Raw genomic sequence first — 17849 nt, 5'->3', positions numbered from 1 at the left:
TGACATCCAGGACGGTCTCATGAAACGAAATCTCGCCATCGCGCTTGTCGCTCTCGCCGCGATTCTCGTCGGAGCCGGCCTCTGGTTCTTCGCCGCGGACCGGAAGCCGGTCGTCGCCGCCGCGCCGGTGCCCGCGGCCGTACCGGTGGTCACCGCCGCGGTCACCGGCAAGGACGTTCCGATCTATCTGCGCGGCATCGGCACCGTGATCGCCTACAACACCGATGTCGTGCGCAGCCAGATTCAGGGACAGATCGTCAAGATCGCCTTCACCGAGGGACAGACCGTCAAGGCCGGAGATCTGCTCGCCCAGATCGACCCGCGTCCCTACGAGGCCCAGATCGAGCAGCTGACGGCCAATCGCGACCGAGATCAGGCCCAACTCACCAATGCCGAAGCCAATCTCTCCCGATACAGTAAACTCGGTGACAAGGGTTATGCGACCCCGCAGCTGATCGAGACGCAGACCGCGCAGGTGGCCCAACTCAAGGCCGCCGTGAAAGCGGACCAGGCGCAGATCGACGAGGCCAACGTCCAGCTCAGCTACACACGCCTGACATCGGCCATTCCCGGCATCACCGGCGTCCGCCAGATCGATGTCGGCAACGTGATTCATCCGACCGACCCGAACGGTCTCGTCGTCGTCACCCAGATCGAGCCGATTTCGCTGCTGTTCACCCTTCCGCAGACGGATCTGCCCGTGATCCAGGAACACGAAGCAAAAGGCCAGTTGAAGGTCATCGCCTACAGCCAGGACAACAAGATTAAGCTCGGCGAAGGCACGCTGCTGCTCGTCAACAACGAGATCGCAGGGACGACCGGCACCGTCCAGCTCAAGGCCACATTCGCCAATCACGAGCACCGGCTGTGGCCGGGACAGCTGGTGAATGCCCGGCTGCTGCTGAAGATTCAGAAGGATGCGCTGACGGTCGCCGGCTCCGCAGTCCAGCAGGGCCCGAACGGCAGCTATGTCTATGTCGTCTCTCCGAACCAGACCGCTTCCTTGCGTCCTGTTCACGTCGCGCAGATCAGCGAGGGGCAGGCCCTGATCGACCAGGGACTGAAATCAGGCGATACCGTCGTCGTCGACGGTCAGTATCGGCTGACGGAAGGAAGCCAGGTTCGGGAACTGCACGGCAAGGCCGCGCGCGAAGCCGACCTGCAAAGCTCCGTGCAGGACGCGCTCCCATGAACCTGTCCGCGCCCTTCATCCTGCGGCCGATTGCAACCGCTCTGCTGATGGCGGGCCTGCTGCTGTGCGGCCTCGCGGCCTATCCCCTGCTGCCGGTCGGCGCGCTGCCGAACGTCAACTACCCGACGATCCAGATTTCGGCGCAACTGCCCGGCGCCGACCCCGGAACCATCGCCTCGTCGGTCGCGACGCCACTCGAACAGCAGCTCAGCCAGATCCCCGGCGTCACGCAGCTCACCTCGTCCAGCGCACTCGGCGTCGCCCAGCTCACGGTGCAGTTCGAGCTGTCGCGCACGGTGGACAGCGCGGCGGTCGACGTGCTCTCCGCGATCAATGCCGCGAGCCCGTTCCTGCCGCAGAACATCCCCTACCCGCCGACGATCAGGAAGGTGAATCCGGCGGAAACGCCGATCATGCTGATCGCGCTGACGTCGGACTCGCTGCCGATGACCACGGTGGATGCCTACGCGGAAAACATCCTGCTGCCCAAGATTTCCCAAGTGCCAGGCGTCGGCCTGGTCGGAATCGGCGGCCAGCAGAAGCCCGCGATCCGCATCCGCGTCAATCCGCAGGCGCTGGCCGCCCGCGGCATCGGCCTCGAAGACGTCCGCACCGTGATCGCCGGCGCCAATGTCGACCTGCCCAAGGGCACGCTCAACAGCCCGCGCGTCACTTATACGCTCAATACCAACGACCAGTTGCTGAAGCCCGCCGCCTATGAAGCCCTCATCATCGCCTATCGCAACGGCTCGCCGGTGCGGCTGCGCGACATCGGCTCGGCGATCGAGGCGCCCGAAAACGACCTGCTGGCCGGCTGGTACGGCAAGGACCCCGCCGTCATCCTCGCCGTCCAGCGCGTCCCCGGCGCCAACGTCATCGAAACCGTCGATCGCATCAAGAAACTGCTGCCGCAGCTGCAGGCCTCCGTTCCGCCGGCGATCAAGGTGACGATCGCCGCCGACCGCACCGCCACGATTCGCGCCGCGGTTACCGATGTGCAATTCACGCTACTGCTGACGGTCGCATTGGTGGTGATGGTCATATTCCTGTTCCTGAGGAATTTCTGGGCCACCATCATCCCGGCGATCACGGTTCCGCTGGCGCTGATCGGCACCTTCGCAGTCCTCTACGTGCTCGGCTACAGTCTCGACAACCTCTCGCTGATGGCGCTGTCGATCGCGGTCGGATTCGTGGTCGACGATGCCGTGGTGGTGATCGAGAACATCGTGCGCCATCTCGAGCAGGGCATGACGCCCATGGAGGCTGCGCTCAAAGGCTCCAGCGAAATCGGCTTCACGATCGTCTCCATCACCCTGTCGCTGATCGCGGTGTTCATCCCGCTGTTCCTGATGGGCGGCTACGTCGGAAAGCTGTTCCAGGAGTTCGCCGTCACGATCACCGCCTCGCTGCTGCTGTCGCTGGTGATCTCGCTCACTTTGACCCCGATGATGTGCGCGCGCCTCCTGAAGGATGAATCGCGGAGAAAGCACGGCCGGCTCTATCTCCTGTTCGAGCGCGGCTTCGATGGCCTGCTTGCGCTGTACGCGCGCGGCCTGCGAATCGTGCTGCGCCATCGTTTCGTGACGCTGCTCGTGATGCTCTCGACGATCGCGCTGACCGGCTATCTCTATGTGATCATCCCGAAAGGCTTCTTCCCGCAACAGGATACCGGACAGATCGTCGGCATCACCGAGGCTGCCCAGGACATCTCCTTCCCCGCCATGTCCGAACGCCAGCAGGCGGTCGTCGACATCCTGTCAAAGGATCCGGCGATCCAATCGGTGGCCAGCTATATCGGTCCAGGCGGGCCGACGGCGACCCTCAACCAGGGACGCATCTTCATCGTCCTGAAGCCGAAGCCCGAACGCAAGGCCAGCGCCGACCAGGTGATCGCGCGGCTAGAACCCCGGCTCGCCCATATCCAGGGCATCAAGCTTTACATGCAGTCGGCCCAGGACATCACGATCGGCGCGCGCCTGTCGAAGACGCAGTATCAGTTCACGCTGACGGACGCCGATTCCAACGAACTCAACCACTGGTCGGCGATCTTCCTGGAGAAGATCCGCGCGCTCGACCTCGTCACCGACGTCGCGAGCGACCAGGCCAATGCCGGCCCGAGGCTTCAGGTCACCGTCAATCGCGAAGTCGCCTCGAGCTTCGGCATCCTGCCCACGACGATCGACAACACCCTCGACGACGCGTACGGTCAGCGCATCGTCTCCACCATGTTCACCTCGCTGAACCAATACCACGTGGTCATGGAGGTCGATCCAGCCTTCCAGTATGGGCCCGACGCGCTCAAGGACATCTATCTCAACTCGGCGACCGGCCAACAGGTCCCCTTAAGCACGCTGGTCCACAGCGTGATCATGCCGGCGCCGATTCTGATCAATCACCAGGGCCTGTTTCCCTCGGTGACGATCTCGTTCAACCTGCGGCCCGGCGTAGCGCTGGGCGATGCGGTGACGGCGATCCAGAAGATCGAGAAGGACACCGGCAAGCCCGCCTCGCTGTCGACCTCGTTCCAGGGCAACGCGCAAGCCTTCCAGTCTTCGCTGTCCGGCACACCGTTGCTGATCGGGGCGGCGCTGATCGTGATCTACATCATCCTCGGCGTCCTCTATGAGAGCCTGATCCATCCGATCACGATCCTGTCGACGCTGCCTTCCGCCGGCATCGGCGCGCTGCTGTTGCTGCTGGCAGTCCACATGGATCTCAGCGTCATCGCCATCATCGGCATCATCCTGCTGATCGGCATCGTCAAGAAGAATGGCATCATGCTGGTCGACTTCGCCCTCGAGGTGGAGCGCAATCAAGGGCTGAGTCCTGAGGAAGCGATCTACCAGGCCTGCACGCTCCGCTTTCGCCCGATCCTGATGACGACCATGGCCGCGCTGCTCGGCGGTGTGCCTCTGATGCTCGGCAACGGCACCGGCGCCGAACTGCGCCAGCCGCTCGGCTACACGATCGTCGGCGGCTTGATGCTCTCGCAGATCCTGACGCTCTACACCACGCCCGTGGTCTATCTCTATCTCGACCGGCTCGGCAATTGGTTCACCAACCGCAAGCCGCATGCGGTCGAGACACCCGCCCCCTCCACGAGCGAAGCAGATGCGGGATTGGGCCATGAGTCCGCTTGATCAGGTGAGCGTCGGCATGACGGCGGAAAAGCTGGTGACCGTCACGGCCGAGATGACGGTCGGCCACGTGGTGCCGGGAATGCCTGAAGTCTACGGCACGCCGATGATGATCCTGCACATGGAGATGGCGGCGGGATCGGCGATCCAGCCGTCCCTGCCGACCGGCTATGTCAGCGTCGGGATGATGGTCAACGTCCGTCATCTGGCGGCGACGCCGGTCGGCCGCACCGTGCGCGCGGTCGCACGGGTCGTCGCCGTCGAAGCCAGGAGCGTCCTGTTCGAAGTCGAGGCCTGGGACGGCGGCCGCAAGATCGGTGACGGGACCCATCGGCGCGGCGTCGTCGATGTCGCCGAGTTCGAAAGGCGTTTCGGCGTGACGAGGCCCACCGCGGCGTTGGCCTAAGGTCGCGGAATCCTTCCCGCGGCAACATCCCGGATCTGGGCGCAGGCTCGCATGGTGCCGCCGTGCGTTTTGACAAAGGGTCCGCGAAAAAGCAAAAGACCGGTTTTCCACGCTGCGGTACATCGCTTGCATCCCGCGTCCGGACATCCGGGCTCGGGAATTGGTCTCATGCCCGGCGAGTATCTCTTGGACCTCTTCAATCTGCTGGCCCAGTCCGGACTCGCTCACGAAGGCAAGGAACCCGCGACGGTCCGTCACACGGGGATGGTCTGTCGCGCATCGTGGCCCGACCATTCGCGCTACGCCCATCCCGCCCTTTGGGTCCTGGGAGGCGTCGCGCTCGGCGTGTTGTCATTCACTTGCTTCCTGCTCGGGATCGACCTCACCACCAGCGCCCTCGCCCTGCTGGCCGTCATTCTCGTGTTGTCGTTGCTTGCGATCGCCGGCTTGGTCAGGCGGCAGCACCGGCTCGAGCGAGAGGACGTCTTGCGGCGGCGTCAGGTCGCCTATCTCGCCGAGGCCCAGAAGCTCAGCCACACCGGCAGCTTTGTCTGGAACGTCGCCAGCGGCGAGCTGTTCTGGTCCGAAGAGACGTTCAGGATCTTCGATCTCGAGCCGACCTTGCCGCCGTCGCTCGACACCATCCTGAAGCGTACGCATCCCGACGATCTCAATGCCGTACGCGAGGCGCTCGATCGCGCCGCGAACGACAGGAACGACTTTTCCCTGGAACATCGGCTGATCCTGAACAATGGCTCGATCAGGCACATTCGCGTGGTCGCCCGTGGAACGTCAGAAGATCGCGGACAATTTCGGTTCATCGGCGCGGTCATGGATATCACCGCCCAGAAGAAGGACCACACCGAGCTGGAGCGGAGCGAGCAGCGCTACCGCCACCTGTTCGGCCGCATGCCGATCGCCCTCCGTCAGCTCGACGCCAGCAGACTGGTGGTGTTGTTCCGAAAACTGCGGGCCGAGGGCATCAAGGACCTCGGCAGCTATTTCGACAGCCATCCCGACTTTCTCCGGACCTGCATGGACGCGCTCTCGTTTCAGGAAGCCAACGAACGGGCCATCCAGATGTTCGGAGGAGGCGTCGACGGCTATGTCGGGCGTTCCATGTCCGACACCTGGAAGGCACGCCCGGATACGTTTCGGCGGGCCATGGAGTCCCGCTTTCGCGGTGAAACGAACTTCGAGGAAGAAACCAAGATGGTGACGTGGGACGGCCGCGTCGTCGACGTTCTCTTCACAACGGCCCGCGTCGGCCCAATCAATGATCTCGAAATAAGCCTGGTCGCCACGATCGACATCTCGCAACGCGTCCGCGCCCAGGAGAGGCTTCGGCAGGTGCAGGCGGAGTTCGCGCATGCGGCACGCGTCTCGATGCTCGGCGAGCTCACCGCCTCCATCGCGCACGAAGTCAACCAGCCTTTGGCCGCCATCGCGACCAACGCCGCTGCCGGTCTGCGCTGGTTGAACAGGCCGATTCCCGACATGGCCGAGGTCCGCAGTACAATCGAAAATATGGCCACGGATACGAGGCGGGCCGCGGACATCGTGGCGCGTGTTCACGGGATGGCTTCGCGCAAGGCGCCGGAGCGCGCCGTTCTGTCGCTTGACGATGTCATTCGCGAGGCGCTTCTGTTCCTGCGCCACGAGATGGAATCCCGCGGCGTAACGATCCTGCACCGGCCCGACGCGGAAGCTGCACTCGTGCTCGGCGACCGCACCCAGCTCCAGCAGGTGATCGTCAATCTGGCCATCAACGCCGTGCAAGCGATGGCGCAGGCGGGACGCGACCATGGCAAGATCGTCATCACCACCGCCGCGCAGGACGTGACGACCCTGTGCTGCTCCGTGGAGGACAACGGTCCCGGCATCTCCGCCGAACATGCCGGCCGGGTGTTCGAAAGCTTTTTCACGACCAAGGAGTCCGGCATGGGCATGGGACTGCCGATCTGCCGGTCCATCGTCGAAGCGCATGGCGGCCGCATCGACGCCGAAGGCCTTAGCACCGAAGCCGAAGGCCTTGGCGCCGATCGCGGCGCCCGGTTCTGGTTTACGCTGCCGATCGCGACGCCGGCGTCATCGCCGCCATCCGGTCGGGACGCCGACGCCTGACCCCGCCCGCTCTATTGCGCCGGGGCGGTCGAGCGCACCAGGCGGATCGGGATGCCCTTGAATGACGGCGTGAAGCTGAGGGGATCACGGGCATAGAGCGGCACCAGCGGATTGGTCTCCGGATAGTACGCGGCACAGCAGCCGGTCGGAAACGAATACGCAACCACGCGGAAGTTGCGCACGATCCGCTCGGCGCCATCGGTCGACTCCGTGATCAGGTCGACGCGATCGCCGTCCGCGAGCCCGCGCTTCTTCAGTTCATATTCGTTGAGGAAGACCACGTCGCGCTGGCCGAAGACGCCGCGATAGCGGTCCGACAGCGAGTAGAGCGTCGTGTTGTACTGGTCGTGGCTGCGTATCGTGCTGAGCCACAGGAAATCCGGATCGGCCTGCGGCGGGTCCTCGCCACACCCCTCAAACACCAGGAAATTGGCCTTGCCGGACGGCGTTGCCCAGATGCGCTCCCGCGCGGTCGAGGTCAGATGGAAGCCGCCGGGAATGCGGATACGGGCATTGTAGCTCTCGAAGATAGGGAAGACGGCCTCGATCGCATCCCGGATGCGATCGTAGTCGCCCACAAAGCCGTCCCAATCGACCACCGTGCGCTCGCCGAGCGTCGCCTTGGCGAGGCCTGCGATGATCGCGACCTCGCTGAGAAGATGCTCCGATGCCGGCTTGTTGCGACCGCCCGAGGCGTGGACCATCGACATCGAATCCTCGACCGTGATCGACTGCGGCCCCGAATCCTGAATGTCGATCTCGGTTCGCCCGAGGCACGGCAGGATCAGGGCAGCGCGGCCATGGATCAGATGGCTGCGGTTGAGCTTCGTGGAGACGTGGACGGTCAGATCGAGCTTGCGCAGCGCGGCCTGCGTCGCCTGCCAGTCGGGTATGGCCGCGGCAAAGTTGCCGCCCATCGCGAAAAAGACCTTCACCTCGCCGCGGATCATTGCCTCCAATGCCGTCACGACGTTGTGTCCCGGCGCGCTCGGCGGCTTGAAGCCGAAGCGGTGCTCGAGGCGCTCGAGGAAATCCGCCTTGGGGATCTCCGTGATCCCCACGGTTCGGTCGCCCTGCACGTTGGAATGACCGCGAACCGGACAAACGCCGGCGCCGTCGCGTCCCACATTGCCGCGCAAGAGCGCAAGATTGGCGATCTGCTGCACGTTGTGCGCACCACGCTGGTGCTGGGTAATGCCCATGCCGTAGACAAGGATGGCGCGCTCCGCCTTCATATAGGCGCCGGCGGCATATTCCAGGTCCTCGCGCGTCAGGCCGGACTGGCGTTCGATGTCGGGCCATTGCGTTCGCTTGAGATCGCCGATCAGCGCTTCGATGCCGGCGGTGTGCCCGCGAATGAAATCCCAGTCCAGGATCTCCGGCTGCTCGGCCGCACGGGCGGCCTCGTCCGTTTCGACGAGGATCTTCATGATCCCCTTGAGGACGGCGACGTCGCCACCGACACGCACCTGGAAAAGCTTCGAGCTGATCGTCGTCGACGACAGCGTGATCATCTCAACCGGGCTCTGCGGCGCCTGGAAGCGCTCCAGCGCGCGCTCGCGGAACGGATTGAACGAGATGATCGAGGCCCCTCGGCGGGCCGCGTTGCGCAGGCTGGTCATCATCCGCGGGCTGTTGGTGCCCGGATTCTGGCCGAAGATGAAGATGCAATCGGCCTTGTCGAAATCCTCCAGCAGCACGGTGCCCTTGCCGACGCCGAGCGATTCCGGCAGGCCGACGCTGGTCGCCTCGTGGCACATGTTCGAGCAGTCGGGAAAGTTGTTGGTGCCGTACTCGCGCACGAACAGCTGATAGAGGAAGGCGGCTTCGTTCGAGGTTCGCCCGGACGTATAGAACTCCGCCATGTTCGGATCCGGCAGCGCATTCAGCTCGCGGCCGATCATGGCGAACGCATCGCTCCACTGCACCGGGAGATAGCGATCGGATGCGGCGTCATAGGCCATCGGATGGGCGAGCCGACCGACCATTTCGAGATCGTAATCGTTCCAGCTCGCGAGCTCCGTGACGGTGTGCTCGGCAAAGAATTCGGGCGTGCAGCGCTTCGATGTCGTCTCCCAGGCGACCGCCTTGCCGCCGTTCTCGCAGAATTCGAATGACGAGGTGTGCTTCGGATCGGGCCAGGCGCAGCCGGGGCAATCAAAGCCCTCCGGCTGATTCATCCTGCTGAGCGTCGCTGCACCCTTCAGCGGCGCCCGCTGCACCAGAAGCGCCTCGCTGAGCGCCTTGAGTGCGCCCCAGCCGCCGGCGGGTTCACGGTAGGGACGAACCGATTTCGTTGTCATCTCGATATCTCGCGATATGGCAATTCTCCGGGCCAGTTAAGGATCGTGCGGGCAGAGCCGTCTTTTCAAAACGAAGCCGAATTTCGCAATTGCACATGTTCGGAGCCGGGCGCAGCAGCCAGTGCATTCCGGCAAAAAGAGCGCGTTCACGGAAGCTGAAACGGCGACCGGAAACTAGGTTTGTGAGTTGGAGCCCCGTCGCTACGGAGGGCTTTCGACATTTTTCAGGAGCGAGCCAAGATGTTCTCAAGACGTGATTTGCTGGCCATGTCCGCGGCAGGCGCCGCCATGGTCGGCTCCAGCGCGCAGGCCGCAACTTTCGGCAATCCGGACGAGCCGCCGCAAGGCGCCGTGAACGCCAAGAGCCCGGGAAGCCTGTCCGATCCCGGTCCTCAAGATCCAGACCTTGCCAAGCACTTCCCCTCAGCCCAAACCCCGCCCCCGACGGACGTCGGCGGCCTGCCGATGGATTGGGCCTCGTTCAACAATGCGCCGAGGCGCATCCAGAATGGCGGCTGGGCCCGTCAGGTCACGGTCGAGGATTTCGCCATCTCGAAAGAGATCTCCGGCGTCAATATGCGGCTGGCTGCCGGCGGAATCCGCGAGCTGCATTGGCACCAGGCTGCCGAATGGGCGATCCTGACCTACGGCTCCTGCCGCGTCACCGTGCTCGACACGCAGGGGCGTCCCTATGTCGGCGACCTCAAAGTCGGCGACCTCTGGTATTTTCCGCCGGGCGCGCCGCATTCGCTGCAGGGCTTGGGCCCCGATGGTTGCGAGTTCGTGATCTGTTTCGACGACGGCCACGCCAATGAATTCAACACGCTGCTGGTGACCGACTGGTTCGCCCACACGCCGCCCGAGGTGCTGGCGAAGAACTTCGGTGTTCCGGCCGATGCGTTCGCAAAGATCCCGCTGCACAACCGCTGGATCTTCCAGGGGACCGTGCCCGGCGATCTCGCCGCCGATCGCGCAGCCGTTGCGAAGCACGCCGAAGCGCCGCCCTACCCCTTCGTCCACTCGCTCGGCGGCTCGGCCCCGGTCAAGGAGAGCTCCGCCGGCAGCATCCGCGTCGCCGACAGCACGACCTTCAAGGTTGCCACCACCGTCGCTGCGGCGCTGGTGTCGATGCCGCCGGGCGCTGTCAGGGAGATGCACTGGCATCCGAATGCCGACGAGTGGCAGTACTACATCAAGGGCAAGGCGCGAATGACGGTGTTCGACACCGGCCCCAATGCGTTCACGACGGACTTCGCGGCCGGCGACATCGGCTATGTCCGGCGCAATCTCGGCCACTATGTCGAGAACGTCGGCGACACCGAGCTGCAGTTCGTCGGCGTGTTTCGAGCCCCTCGCTACGAGGAGGTGTCGCTCTCCTACTGGCTGACGCACACGCCACCCAAGCTGGTCGCCCAGCACTTCAACATCGACGAGAAGCTGATCGCCCAATGGCCGGACAACAGCCCCGGCGTCATGCCCAAATCCTGAACCAGCCTCGCAAGAGTTCTGAACGAGAAAGGCGCCGAAACCGGCGCCTTTCTTTTATCCGTGGCAGCTCACGGCAACTTCGAGCGTGCAGCCGTCAGTAGTGATCGGCAGCAGGGGCCGACTTGCCGCGGAAGACGCGATAGCCGATCGCCACATAGAGCAGCATCAGCGGGAATACGAACAGGCCGGCGCCCCAGAACATGAATGCGAGACTTGCATGAGGCGCCGCGGCCTCGTCGATCGTGACGACGAACGGGATCATGTAGGGCCAGAACGACAGGGCGAGCGTGGCGAAAGCCGCGACGAAGATCAGGGCGACCATATGGAACGGCCAATAGTCGTCATGGCGCAGGATGCTCTTGGCCAGCACAGCGGCCGCACCGGCGCCGATCACGGGAAACACGAACAGATAGGGCCGGTCGGTCCAGCGCTGCAGAATCGGAAGATGTTCGACAAGTGCATACGCAAAGACGATGACCAGGAAGACCAGGACGCCGATCGCCAGCGGCGGGATCTGGCGCCGTGCGACATCCCGAACGGGACCGTCGCACTTCCTCACCAGCCAGCAGGCGCCGAGCAGCGAATAGCCGAAGCAGAGCCCGATCCCGCACAGCGCGGAAAAGGCGGTCAGCCAGCCGAGCGTTCCGCCGGTATAATCGCCGTTGGAGAACTGGAGCCCTTCGACGAGAGCGCCGACCATCGCGCCCTGCATGAAGCTGGCGGCAAACGAGCCCACGACGAAGCTGACGTCCCAGACCCAGCGCGAACTGAGCGCCTTGCCGCGAAACTCGAACGCCACGCCGCGCAGGATCAATCCGAGCAGCATTACGAGAACGGGGATATAGAAGGCCGACATCACCATGGCGTAGACCACCGGGAACGAGCCCCACATGATCACGCCCGTGACGATCAGCCAAGTTTCATTGCCGTCCCAGACCGGAGCGACCGTGCTCAGCATGGCATCCCGCTGCGACTCGCCGCCGGCCACGCTGAACAGCATGCCGACGCCAAGATCGAACCCGTCGAGGAGGAGATAGATCAGGATGCTGATGGCAAGAAGGGCAACCCAGTACATCACCATGGCTATTCTCCCGCCCCGAGATAGCTGCGTGCGGAGGGCACCTGATCGGCGAGCGACATCGGCCGATTGGGCACGGGAACGTGGAGCGGCCTGCCGCCGAGTCCCGCCGGGCCGGCACGCAGCAGCTTATAGATGTAATACGTCCCGAATGAGAAGATGAAGGCGTAGACCGCGACGAACAGGATCAAGGAAGTCATCGCAGCCGACGCGGTCAGGAACGGCGTCACGGCGTCTGCAGTCCGCAACACGCCATAGACCGTCCATGGCTGGCGCCCCACTTCCGCGGTGTACCAGCCGGTGAGAATCGCGACCCACGGCAGCGGGAAGCTGAGGAAGATGCCCCACAGCAAGAGGCGGTTCCGATCGAGCCGATGCTTGAGGCCGAGCCAGGTCCCGAGCCAGGCCAATCCCAGCATCACGAAGCCGCAGCCGACCATGATGCGGAAGGCAAAGAACGGGATCAACACCGGCGGCCGGTCCTGCGGCGCGAAGCTGGTGAGGCCGACCTCTTTCGACGTCAGGCTCATGCTGCCGATGATGCTCCCGAGCACCGGAATCGATATCGCATATTTGTTCGATTCGGTGCTCGAATCCGGGATCGCGATCAGCACCTCGGAGGCCGGCTGCTCGTCATGCCAGCGCGCCTCGATCGCGGCGAACTTGGCCGGCTGGTAATCGTGGACATAGTCGCCGACGAGATGCCCGATGAAGAGCTGGACTGGCAGCAGCACCGCCGCAAGCGCAAGGCCCATCCGCAGCATGACATGGGCCTCGGGGCGATAGGTCCGCCGCAGCAGATACCACGCGCCGGTTGCCGCCACGCAGAACGCGCCGGTCAGGTAGGACGCGAGCAGCATATGCGGAAACCGGACCCAGACCACGCGATTGAAGATGATCTGCGTCCAGTCATCAGGCACGAACTGGTCGTTCTGCAGGACGTAGCCGGTCGGCACCTGCATCCAGCTGTTGTTGACCATGATCCAGAACGCCGAAAGCGTCGTCCCGAGCGCGACCATCGCCGTCGAGAACAGGTAGAACCAGGGCGGCACCCGGGGGCGACCGAAGATGAGGATGCCGAAAAAGGCCGCTTCCAGCATGAAGGCGGTGAAGGTCTCGTAGGAGAGCAGCGGGCCCTGGATCGGGCCCGACATCTTCGAGAGCACGCTCCAGTTCGTTCCAAACTGAAACGCCATCACCACGCCCGATACGACGCCCATGCCGAACGCCACGCCGAAGATCTTCAGCCAGAACGCGAACAGGGTCCGGTAGACGGGCTTGCCACTGTACTGGTGCATCGCTTCGAGCACGGTGAGCCAGGCGGCAAGCCCGATCGTGAACGCCGGGAAGATGATGTGGAACGAGATGGTGAAGGCGAATTGCAGCCGCGACAGAAGGAGCGCCGTCGGGTCCATCGAACATTCTCCGTTGGTTCACGCCCGCTTCGCGGCCGCCGGCGCGCGTGCGGCCGGCTGCGGAATGTTGTCGACCTTGAGGACCGCAGCGGTCGCTGCACGAATCTGGCGGCAGAAATCCGCATCGTCGATCAGCGACACGCCATAGGACGGGATGATCTGCTTCAGCTTGGGCAGCCAGGCGCTTGCCGTCAGCTCGCCGGCGAAGCACTTCTCGAGCACGCTGATGGCGATGAACGCGGCGGTGGACGCCCCCGGTGAAGCACCGAGCAGGGCCACCAGCGAATGATCGTCCGCGCCGACGAGCTCGGTCCCGAACTCGAGCAACCCACCACGCTTGACATTGGGCTTGATGATCTGGACCCGCTGGCCCGCGACCTGCAATCTCCAGTCCTTCGGGTCGGCCTTCGGGAAATATTCGTCGAGCGCCGCGAGCCGGTGGCCCTCGGATTGCAGCACCTGCCCGACCAGGTATTCGGTGAGATCGAAATTGTCGCGCGCCACCGAAAGCAGCGGCTTGACGTTGGCGGGACGAATGGACTCGAAGAGATCCAGCAGCGAGCCGTGCTTGAGGAATTTGCTCGAGAAGCCGGCATAGGGACCGAACAACAACGAGTGCTGGCCGCCGATCACCCGTGTATCGAGATGCGGCACCGACATCGGCGGGGAGCCGACCGCGGCCTTGCCGTAGACCTTGGCATGGTGACGCTTGTTGATCTCGGGATCATCGCAGCGCAGCCAGATCCCGCTGACCGGGAAACCACCATAGCCGCGCCCCTCCGGGATACCGGATTTCTCCAGCAATGGCAGCGCACCGCCGCCGGCACCGATGAAGACGAATTTTGCGCGCACCGATCGCGTCTCGCCGCTCGCGGTGTCCCGCACTTCGACGCGCCACCGGCCGCCCTGCTCCCGGTCAAGACCGGTGACGCAGCTGTTGTAGTGGACCGCACAGCCCGGCTGGCTGACCAGATGCTTGACCAGCAGATGCGTCAACGAGCCGTAATCGACGTCGGTGCCGGTGATGATCCGTGTTGCGGCAACCGGCTCGTCGCCACTCCGTCCGTCCATCACCAGCGGCGCCCATTCGGCAATCTTCTTGGAATCCTCGGTATGCTCCATCCCCTCATAGCAATGATGGGCCGACATCGCCTTGAACCGTTTCCGGAGAAATTCGACGTTCTCCGCGCCGTGCACGAAGCTCATATGCGGCACCGGATGGATGAACGCTTGCGGATCCGCGATCGCTCCGCGACCGATCAGGTAGGACCAGAACTGCCGGGACAGATCGAACTCGACATTGACCTGGAGCGCCTTGGAGATGTCGATGCTGCCGTCGGGCCGCTGCGGCGTATAGTTCATCTCGCAGTTCGCCGCGTGGCCGGTACCGGCATTGTTCCAGGAGTCGGAGCTTTCCTGCGCGCAATCCCCGAGAATCTCGCACATCTGGATCGACAGAGAGGGCTCGAGCTCCTTGAGAAAGACGCCGAGGGTCGCGCTCATGATGCCGGCGCCAATGAGGACGACATCAGTTTCGCGGTCGGAAGCTGCTGACATGGCTATTTCCTTCGTCGGGTGTTGCTGCTTTGGATGGCTCGATCAGGCCCGCACCGATTGCCGCACCTTGGCGCGGAACGGCACGTCCGCTCCCGGGCGCAGGATCACGTAGGCACGGCGCCAGGATGAATCGTCGGTCAATCTCCAGCTATGCCCCGAGCCGGCGGTGTCCTCCGCCAGCAGGATGTTGCCGGGGTGGAGCAGGAAGTGGTGGCCGTCACGCGTCAGGAAATCGAGCGTTCCGCTGAGCGTGATCACCAGCTGCCGGATCGGCGCGGTGTGCCAGGCGAAAGCTCCGCCCGATTCCGTTTCCTGAAAGGAGACGCTGGCGGCATCGATCTTTCCGGTCAGGAAGTCGCCGCGCTGTCCCGGCTCCATTTCGAGGAAGCCTTCCTCGAAATGCGAGTTGTTGTCCTCTCCGGTCCATAGGCGCACACAGCGGATCATCGTGTCTCTCCTTGCATTGTGGTTGCGCCGCCTGCGCGGCGTCGTTCGGACCGGAACGGCACCTCGGCGTCCGGCTCGAGAACCGTGTAGAGGCGCCGCCACGGCGCCTCGTCCGTCATGGTCCAATTGTGGCCCGTCCCACCGGTATCTTCCGTGAACAGGACATCGCCCGGGCGCAGCGTGAAGCTTCCATCCGCCGTTTCGAACCGTAGCGTCCCGCTCAGGGACATGACGAGTTGGCGCGCCGCGTCGGGATGCCAGCCGAGTTTCGGATCTGCATCCGTTTCGTGGAACGAAGCGGCATCGATCCGAAGCTTTGCGCTGAGCGCATTGCCCCTCGCCCCGCGCGCGAGCTCGACGACGCCATCCTCGAAGTGCGACTTGCCATCCGCACCCGTCCAGAGTCTGACGCACCGGATCATTGCCGCCGTCCCTTCAGCCGGCCTTCGCGCCGATTGCGAGCGGCACCTTGATCTCCGCCACATAGGGCTTGACCATCTTGGCGGGATCCACGATGCGGTCGAACTCCGGCTCGGTCACGAAACCGAGCTTGAGCGCCGCCGACTTCAGCGTGAGATCGTTGTCCATCGCATAGTGCGCGATGTGCGACGCCTTGTCGTAGCCGATCACGGGCGCCAGCGCAGTCACGAGCATCAGCGATCTCTCGACATACTCCTTGATCTTCCTGTGGTTCGGCTCGGTGCCCTCGACGAGGAAGGTGCGGAAATTGGTGCAACCATCGGTCAGGATGGTAACGGACTGCGCGATGTTGTGGATGATCAGCGGCTTGTAGACGTTCATTTCCAGATAGCCGCCGGCTCCGCCGAACCCGACGGCGACGTCGTTCGCCATCACCTGCACGGCGATCATCGTCAGTGCTTCGGCCTGCGTCGGGTTGACCTTGCCCGGCATGATCGACGAACCCGGCTCGTTCTCGGGGATCAGCAATTCGGCGAAGCCCGCGCGCGGGCCGCAGGACATCAGACGGATGTCGTTCGCGATCTTGTAGAGCGACCCCGCGAGCGTGCGGAGCGTGCCGGATAGCTGCACCAGCGCGTCATGCGCACCTTGGACGGCAAACTTGTTCGGTGCGCTGACGAAGGGCAGCCCCGTCAGCCGCGCGATTTCCGCGGCGACGGCCTCGGCGAAGCCCGGCGCGGCATTGATGCCGGTGCCGACGGCCGTGCCGCCCAGGGCGAGCCGGAAGACGCCCTTGAGCGCGTCGTCGATGCGGGCCAGATCGTCGGCGAGCATGCCGGCGTAGCCGGACCATTCCTGCCCGAGCGTCAGGGGGGTCGCGTCCTGCATGTGGGTCCGGCCGATCTTCACGACGTCGTCCCACTGGCTCGATTTTGCCGCGATTGCGTCGTGCAACGCCTCGACCGCCGGAACGAGCCGCCCGGTCACGTTCATCGCGGCTGCGATGTACATGGCCGAGGGAAAGCTGTCGTTTGACGATTGCGACATATTGACGTGATCGTTCGGATGAACCGGGTGCTTGCTCCCGAGCGGCGTGCCCGCAAGCTGGCAGGATCGGTTCGAAATCACCTCGTTCACGTTCATGTTGAACTGCGTTCCGCTGCCCGTCATCCAGACGTGAAGCGGAAACATGTCCTGATGCTGGCCGGAGAGGATCTCGTCGCAGACATGCGCGATCAGCTTGTGGACCTTGCCGTCGAGACGGCCGCCGGCGCAATTGGCGTCCGCGGCCGCCTTCTTCAGGATCGCGTAGGACTGGATCATTTCGCGCGGCATCAGGTCCTTGCCGATGCTGAAATGCTCGAGCGAACGCTGCGTCTGCGCCCCCCAGAGCTTATCCGCGGCAACGTCCACTTCACCCAGGCTGTCCGTCTCTTTGCGAAGGTTGTTCATCCGTGCCTCTTGGCAGTTGACGTCGAAAGGCCATCTCGGCGCTGCTAGAAAGTGTATGCACCGCATGACGCGCATGCTTCCGTGAATGAACGTCCTTTTGCCGAATGGCATGGTGCGCGCTCCGCACCGTCAACGAGCAAAATCATGGGACGTAGATCGACGGTTCAGCTTCGCAGCTGTGGCCGGCAGAGCCAAAGAACGCTCACCGACGATGCGATCGGCAGGACAAGGCTCCAGGCGTGCAGCCATTTCGTCACGCAGGCCCCGATGGCGGCCCCCGACAGGAACATCAGGCAGACCAGAAGCATGACTGCGGTGCCGCGCGCCGCATCGCGATCGGACGCAACTGATTGATCGAGGGCACGGAGCATGTTGCCGGTGACGGTGACGGTGAGATATTTCCAGCGCTCGACCTGCCTGAAGCTGGCCGACTGCAGCGCGGCGCCGAAGGAGATTCCGAGGATCGTGATCATGTCCGGAATCCGATGAAACAACAGCATCACTGCGACCAGGCAGACGATCTCTCCGGCGAGGCAGAGCAGCGGTGCCTTGAGGCGGATTGCCAGCGATGCGCCGAGCAGAAAGGCGGCAAGGGGAAGAAGATGATGGGTTGCCTGCCGCCATTGCCCGGACATGGCGTCGATGCCGAGGAAGATGACATTGCCGGTTTGCGAGCTTGCAAACACGCCGCCGAGTGAGAGCCATGTAAAGGCGTCGAGAAAGCCGCCCGTCATGCTCAGAAGAGACGCCACGAGAACCGATCGCTCCGCAGCATGGACGACGCTTCCGGTCTCGGCGACCGGTTCCGGAGATACGGCTTGCATCGCCAT

General features: G+C 63.9%; 13 protein-coding genes. 5 read left to right on the top strand and 8 right to left on the bottom strand.

The genetic code is table 11. From position 1 onward, the window contains the following. Positions 1 to 19 precede the first annotated feature (19 nt). The 4 genes from AB7245_RS17035 to AB7245_RS17020 all read left to right on the top strand — a co-directional run bounded on the left by AB7245_RS17035 (position 20) and on the right by AB7245_RS17020 (position 6859). Positions 20 to 1192 carry an efflux RND transporter periplasmic adaptor subunit gene (locus AB7245_RS17035; RefSeq protein ID WP_085401749.1) on the top strand — a complete coding sequence of 391 codons (1173 nt, stop codon included), beginning with the start codon at positions 20 to 22 and terminating at the stop codon, positions 1190 to 1192. Next, positions 1189 to 4332, top strand: a complete 3144-nt coding sequence (locus AB7245_RS17030; RefSeq protein ID WP_085401750.1) for an efflux RND transporter permease subunit — start codon at positions 1189 to 1191, stop codon at positions 4330 to 4332. The genes AB7245_RS17035 and AB7245_RS17030 overlap by 4 nt, the downstream gene beginning before the upstream one ends. After that, complete coding sequence (locus tag AB7245_RS17025; RefSeq protein ID WP_085401751.1) at positions 4319 to 4735, top strand: thioesterase family protein; 417 nt, start codon at positions 4319 to 4321, stop codon at positions 4733 to 4735. The genes AB7245_RS17030 and AB7245_RS17025 overlap by 14 nt, the downstream gene beginning before the upstream one ends. Before the next feature lie 168 nt (positions 4736 to 4903). Beyond that, on the top strand, positions 4904 to 6859 hold the full coding sequence (locus tag AB7245_RS17020) for a PAS domain-containing sensor histidine kinase (protein ID WP_245344106.1): 1956 nt from the start codon (positions 4904 to 4906) through the stop codon (positions 6857 to 6859). An 11-nt stretch (positions 6860 to 6870) separates the two neighbouring features. Here AB7245_RS17020 and AB7245_RS17015 read toward each other — a convergent pair whose 3' ends face one another. Next, positions 6871 to 9162 carry an FdhF/YdeP family oxidoreductase gene (locus AB7245_RS17015; protein ID WP_085401752.1) on the bottom strand — a complete coding sequence of 764 codons (2292 nt, stop codon included), beginning with the start codon at positions 9160 to 9162 and terminating at the stop codon, positions 6871 to 6873. A gap of 240 nt (positions 9163 to 9402) precedes the next feature. On the opposite strand from AB7245_RS17015, the gene AB7245_RS17010 reads away from it, so the two are divergent. Further along, the gene (locus AB7245_RS17010; protein WP_085401753.1) at positions 9403 to 10650 is read left to right on the top strand and encodes an oxalate decarboxylase family bicupin; all 1248 of its coding nucleotides are present in this window, start codon (positions 9403 to 9405) and stop codon (positions 10648 to 10650) included. Positions 10651 to 10744: 94 nt separating this feature from the next. Here the strand turns inward: AB7245_RS17010 and cydB are convergent, their stop codons facing one another. The 7 genes from cydB to AB7245_RS16975 all read right to left on the bottom strand — a co-directional run bounded on the left by cydB (position 10745) and on the right by AB7245_RS16975 (position 17849). Next, the gene (gene cydB, locus AB7245_RS17005; RefSeq protein ID WP_085401754.1) at positions 10745 to 11731 is read right to left on the bottom strand and encodes a cytochrome d ubiquinol oxidase subunit II; all 987 of its coding nucleotides are present in this window, start codon (positions 11729 to 11731) and stop codon (positions 10745 to 10747) included. Between the two features lie 2 nt (positions 11732 to 11733). Beyond that, on the bottom strand, positions 11734 to 13143 hold the full coding sequence (locus AB7245_RS17000) for a cytochrome ubiquinol oxidase subunit I (protein WP_085401755.1): 1410 nt from the start codon (positions 13141 to 13143) through the stop codon (positions 11734 to 11736). Between the two features lie 18 nt (positions 13144 to 13161). Further along, the gene (gene mqo / locus AB7245_RS16995) at positions 13162 to 14700 is read right to left on the bottom strand and encodes a malate dehydrogenase (quinone) (protein WP_085401756.1); all 1539 of its coding nucleotides are present in this window, start codon (positions 14698 to 14700) and stop codon (positions 13162 to 13164) included. Between the two features lie 42 nt (positions 14701 to 14742). Continuing rightward, complete coding sequence (locus AB7245_RS16990) at positions 14743 to 15147, bottom strand: hypothetical protein (RefSeq protein WP_085401757.1); 405 nt, start codon at positions 15145 to 15147, stop codon at positions 14743 to 14745. Next, positions 15144 to 15569 carry a hypothetical protein gene (locus tag AB7245_RS16985; protein WP_085401758.1) on the bottom strand — a complete coding sequence of 142 codons (426 nt, stop codon included), beginning with the start codon at positions 15567 to 15569 and terminating at the stop codon, positions 15144 to 15146. Before AB7245_RS16985 ends, AB7245_RS16990 begins: the two co-directional genes overlap by 4 nt. Positions 15570 to 15582: 13 nt before the next feature. Next, complete coding sequence (gene fumC, locus AB7245_RS16980) at positions 15583 to 17019, bottom strand: class II fumarate hydratase (RefSeq protein ID WP_085401759.1); 1437 nt, start codon at positions 17017 to 17019, stop codon at positions 15583 to 15585. A 164-nt stretch (positions 17020 to 17183) separates the two neighbouring features. Then, positions 17184 to 17849 (bottom strand): YoaK family protein, encoded by a 666-nt coding sequence (locus tag AB7245_RS16975; RefSeq protein ID WP_085401760.1) that lies wholly within the window; start codon positions 17847 to 17849, stop codon positions 17184 to 17186.

It is taken from the genome of Bradyrhizobium sp. 604_D8_N2_3 (assembly GCF_051810765.1).
In the GTDB taxonomy this organism is placed as follows: Bacteria; Pseudomonadota; Alphaproteobacteria; order Rhizobiales; family Xanthobacteraceae; genus Bradyrhizobium; species Bradyrhizobium barranii.
Note: the sequence above shows the minus strand (reverse complement) of the source record. Positions and strands in the feature narration are given on the sequence as shown.